Below are 4392 nucleotides of genomic sequence, written 5' to 3' on the forward strand. Positions count from 1 at the left end.
ACATCAAATTTGGTTGCTAAAAACATATAATCGTTAGCACTACGCGGGCCTGAGCATAACGCCATAAAATCAATCATCAAGGCATTATCTGCTTTTAATAAATAGGGTAAATCGCGGCCATGCACAGTAATTGTATTGCTACATGTTACTACTGGATACGAAGCTAAAAACTCATTTTTAAAATCGTGTTTAGGTAAATTAATAAAATAGTGACGACTGTTTTTACCATATCTAAAGCGGTGATCGTCCTCCCCTGCCACGTTAATTATATGGCAATGGTTATTAATTAAATCGATAGTAGGTAAAAATCGCGCCCGTTGTAGGCCGTTGTAATAAAGCTGCTCTGGCTTTGCGTTCGATGTGGCCACCAGCACAACACCTTGTTCAAACAACGCATTGAACAATCTGGCCATAATCATGGCATCGCCAATGTCGCTCACAAAAAATTCGTCAAAACACAGTACTCGAATATTTTTAGCCCACTGTTTTGCAATTAGAATGAGTGGATTTTTTTGACCTTGTAGCTGCGAAAGTTGGGTATGCACTTGTGCTATAAAATGATGAAAATGCAGTCGCTGCTTTTGCTCAATAGGTAGGTTTTTATAAAATAAATCCATTAACATGGATTTACCGCGCCCTACGGGTCCATATAAATAAATGCCTTTTATTAAGGGCGCTTTTTGCCACCATGATGTGTGAGCTTGAAGTTGCTCGCTTAGCGTATTTAAAGCTTCCACCGCATTTTGCTGCGCAGCATCAAAACACAGTTCACCTGTGTCTATTTTTGCTTGGTAAAGGCTTAAAATTTGTGTGCTGTGCACTGTCATGGTATTTCACTATCGGCTATAATCGCGCCCATTGTAGCCGACTAAAAATGTGAACCAAAATGAAATTCCCTTGCCGCTTAGATAAATTTATTAGCCACTTAGCTGAAATACCGCGCACGCAAGCTCGCGCCAGTATTAAGCGAAAAGAAGTAAGCGTTAATGGCGAAGTAATCACATCACATAATTTTCAGCTAGCCCAGCAAGATGAAGTACTGCACCAAGGTACGCCTTTGGTATTTTTAGGTAAGCGCTATTACATGCTAAATAAACCTGTTGGCTATGTATGTGCCAACAGTGACGAGCTTCATAAAACTGTTTTTGACTTACTTGATGAGCCAAATATGAGCGACTTTCACGTAGCAGGTCGCCTTGATATAGATACCACCGGGTTAGTTATTATTACTAATGATGGCGATTGGTCACATAAAATTACGTCGCCTAAAAGCAATAAATTTAAAACCTACCTAGTAGAAACTCAAGAGCCTATTACCGATGAAGCACTTGAGCAATTACGTACAGGCGTCATGCTGCATAACGAAAAAGATTTAACCCGCCCAGCTATTGCCGAACGACTTGCTAATTACGGACTGCGTTTATCAATAAGTGAAGGAAAGTATCATCAAGTTAAGCGTATGCTTTACGCGGTAGATAACAAAGTGGTTGAGTTACATCGCGAGCAGATTGCGGGGATTACCCTAGATGAAAACTTGGCCAGTGGTGAATATCGATTATTAACACCCGAAGAAATTAAGTTATAAAAGCGCTTTAAAGGAGCCTAAGTTTGGATATACTAGGGCGTGTTGAGCTTTGTGGATTGAAATTTGTTCAATCTAGGGGCGATTTAATCGCGGCGCGAGGTTTGTAACCTAGTGGGCTAAGTAAAAATCGAGCAACAAAGAGTTAATCTCCCCTAGAAAGAACCCAAAGGGCAGAGCATGTTTGGCATTTATGCTGCGTTATCGCCTAATTATGGGGAATAACCACACTACATAGGCTCTGCCTTGCCTAAAAACCAAACATACTACTGCAAATTCAACCACCAACGTTCAACACGCCCTAACTAAAACAATATAGCCAAACTTTTACTTGAGCCTGTTGGCTTGCTCTACTAAAATAGCGCCCTTCAAAATTACTAAGGTCGGCCGTGTTAGTTAACTACAATCCCCCTATGAGTCCGTATTTAACGATACTTTTTCAGGATGACGACTTACTGATAGTTAATAAACCAAGTGAGTTATTAACTGTCCCAGGTAAAGATCCTAAACATGCCGACAGCTTAATTAATCGTGTTAATCGTGTTTTTCCAACAGCAAGAATAGTGCACCGCTTAGATATGGCGACTTCTGGCATACTGTGCCTTGCCATGAATAAAGCAGCGCACAGACATTTAAGTATGCAGTTTCAAGAGCGCGAAACAGCTAAACGTTACATAGCACGTATATTCGGACATCTTGAAGCTGAAACAGGATCAGTAGATTTACCCCTTATTTGTGATTGGCCTAATCGCCCTAAACAAATGGTTGATCACGACAGAGGTAAACCTTCACTTACGCATTTTAAAATACTTGAGCGTGAAGAAAATGCAACCCGTGTAGAGCTAACCCCCATAACTGGTCGCTCGCATCAGTTACGTGTGCATATGTTAAGCCTGGGTCATCCTATTTTAGGTGACAGGCTTTACGCCCACAAAGAGGCACTTGCTGCAGCTCCTCGCTTACAGTTACATGCTCAAATGCTGCAGTTGAAGCACCCAACCACTGAGCAAGTACTTACTTTTGAAGCCGAACCTGAATTTTAACTGGCTCAAATACTTCGTAAATTATTAAACTTTTAGATAACCTTGCCGATACCTAACTAATTGTCATTAGTTAGGTGCGTTATGCTATTTACACGGTTTTTAAAAAGGGCTTTTTATATACAGCTCAGCTGTGCCCTACTTTTAGCTAACCCCGCCTACGCGGCTGAACATATTGCCCCACCTAGTTTATCAAATATTGAAAATAGCGACATTGAGCGACTACTGCCAAGTGATGAAATAAAGCCAATATTAGCGGGTGAAACAGAATTTTTAAGCCTTTACAGCGAGTATATGAGTAGTAATTTTAGAGGTATCGTAATACTTATACCCGATTGGCACTCTTCACCTACCAATAATTCAGGTATGAGCTACTTGCGTAAAGAGCTTAATAATTTAGGTTACAGCACCTACGCAATGACAGTACCCGACATTGACTGGCAAGCAAGTAAAATGGCCAAAGCTACGCCTAATGAAGCAGAAACAGCGCCTAGTAAAGCCGATGAGCCTGCATCACCCGGCACAGCAACAAACGCACAATCACAGCCTGCAAAAATAAAAGAAGAACCTCATTACGTTAATCCAATTGAAAAAGTAACTGACGACATACTTGATGACTATAAAATAAATCTCATTTCTCGGTTTAATGCGCTGTATCAAACCGCTATGGAAGATTCGAGTAATATAGTGGTTATTGCACAAGGCACAAGTGCGGGTGTGTTGTTGGAGTACTATGCAGATTTTCCAGATGAGAGACTAGATGCGTTTATAAGTTTAAGCAGTTACTTACCTAATACTAAACGTAACGAAAATTTGAGCCAAACAGCGTCACTTGTTACACCCGCCTTGCTTGATATTTACTATGCAAATGACAGCACAGACATTTTAATGAGCCTTAAAAATCGTCAGCGCTGGGTTAACCGAAATGCAAAATTTGATTACCGCCAACGCCAATTGTTTGGCCTGCGCGATCAACCTGGTCAACACGCACGCCTAACAAAAGAAATAGACGGGTTTTTACGCCGACTTTTTTAAATACTCATAAGCGGCTTGAATATCTTGGCTCTTTTTAACTGCCAATTCCATCATGTGCTTTGGTAAGCCTTGCGATACTAATTTATCTGGATGATGTTGCGACATAAGTTTGCGGTACGCTACTTTTATATCACGCTGCGTTGCATCGCTATTTAAGCCTAATAACGCCAATGCTTGCGCACGGTTCATATTATTATTTGGCGGTACATGATGGCCAGAACCCTCACGGTAACTACTACTTTGACCTTGGCTTTGTTGCTGTTGATTAAAGCGCTGTTGTTGCTTTCTAAAGTTAAACTCAGCTTGATAACGTTTTAATACAAATGCAAAGTGTGTTTTAGAAATGCCTAGCTGTTTACTTACTTCTGCTAATAATTGCTTTTCTTGTTCGGCTAATACCCCGTCAGAAAACGCCATTTGTATTTGTATTTCTAAAAACAACTGTATTAGATCGTTTCGTTTAGCAAAGCGTTCTTTAAAATCGTGTACGGTTTCTTTAAGTGAAAAGTCGCCCTCTTTACCTGACTGAAATGCATGTTGTGCTTCGCGGCGTTCTTCGCCCTTTAAGCCCATTTCGTCCATGAACAAGTTAGCCGCTTTTATGTGTATTTCGCTCACTCGGCCATTCGATTTTGCAATGTGCCCCATGACAGCAAAGCAACTTGAAAAGAATAAAGCTTGGCGCTCGTGAACATCGTCACCACTAAATAAGCTAGAAAAACCGCCTGCTTTATC

General features: G+C 40.8%; 5 protein-coding genes. 3 read left to right on the forward strand and 2 right to left on the reverse strand.

Annotation, left to right across the window (positions count from 1 at the left end):
- The coding region (zapE, locus tag H5072_RS12590; RefSeq protein WP_182693709.1) for a cell division protein ZapE at positions 1 to 827 on the reverse strand (827 nt) is incomplete at its 3' end.
- Positions 828 to 886: 59 nt separating this feature from the next.
- Between zapE and rsuA the strand changes: the two genes are divergently transcribed.
- The 3 genes from rsuA to H5072_RS12605 all read left to right on the forward strand — a co-directional run bounded on the left by rsuA (position 887) and on the right by H5072_RS12605 (position 3657).
- A complete protein-coding gene (rsuA, locus tag H5072_RS12595; protein WP_138488517.1) occupies positions 887 to 1585 on the forward strand; it encodes a 16S rRNA pseudouridine(516) synthase RsuA in 699 nt (232 codons plus the stop codon).
- Between the two features lie 386 nt (positions 1586 to 1971).
- Positions 1972 to 2625, forward strand: coding sequence for a bifunctional tRNA pseudouridine(32) synthase/23S rRNA pseudouridine(746) synthase RluA (gene rluA, locus H5072_RS12600; protein WP_182693710.1), 654 nt, complete (start codon positions 1972 to 1974; stop codon positions 2623 to 2625).
- An 81-nt stretch (positions 2626 to 2706) separates the two neighbouring features.
- A complete protein-coding gene (locus H5072_RS12605; protein WP_182693711.1) occupies positions 2707 to 3657 on the forward strand; it encodes a DUF3530 family protein in 951 nt (316 codons plus the stop codon).
- Here H5072_RS12605 and djlA read toward each other — a convergent pair.
- Positions 3640 to 4392 (reverse strand): co-chaperone DjlA (gene djlA / locus H5072_RS12610; protein WP_182693712.1); only part of this gene is annotated, 753 nt, incomplete at its 5' end. The two genes, H5072_RS12605 and djlA, sit on opposite strands and share 18 nt — an antisense overlap.

Origin of the sequence: Pseudoalteromonas sp. SR45-5, from assembly GCF_014163565.1 — a bacterium.
GTDB lineage: Bacteria > Pseudomonadota > Gammaproteobacteria > Enterobacterales > Alteromonadaceae > Pseudoalteromonas > Pseudoalteromonas distincta.

What these genes read in the sequence shown, in the direction of transcription:
- rsuA (WP_138488517.1), top strand. Translation starts at nt 887, where the DNA reads ATGAAATTCCCTTGCCGCTTAGATAAATTTATTAGCCACTTAGCTGAA.
- H5072_RS12605 (WP_182693711.1), top strand. Translation starts at nt 2,707, where the DNA reads ATGCTATTTACACGGTTTTTAAAAAGGGCTTTTTATATACAGCTCAGC.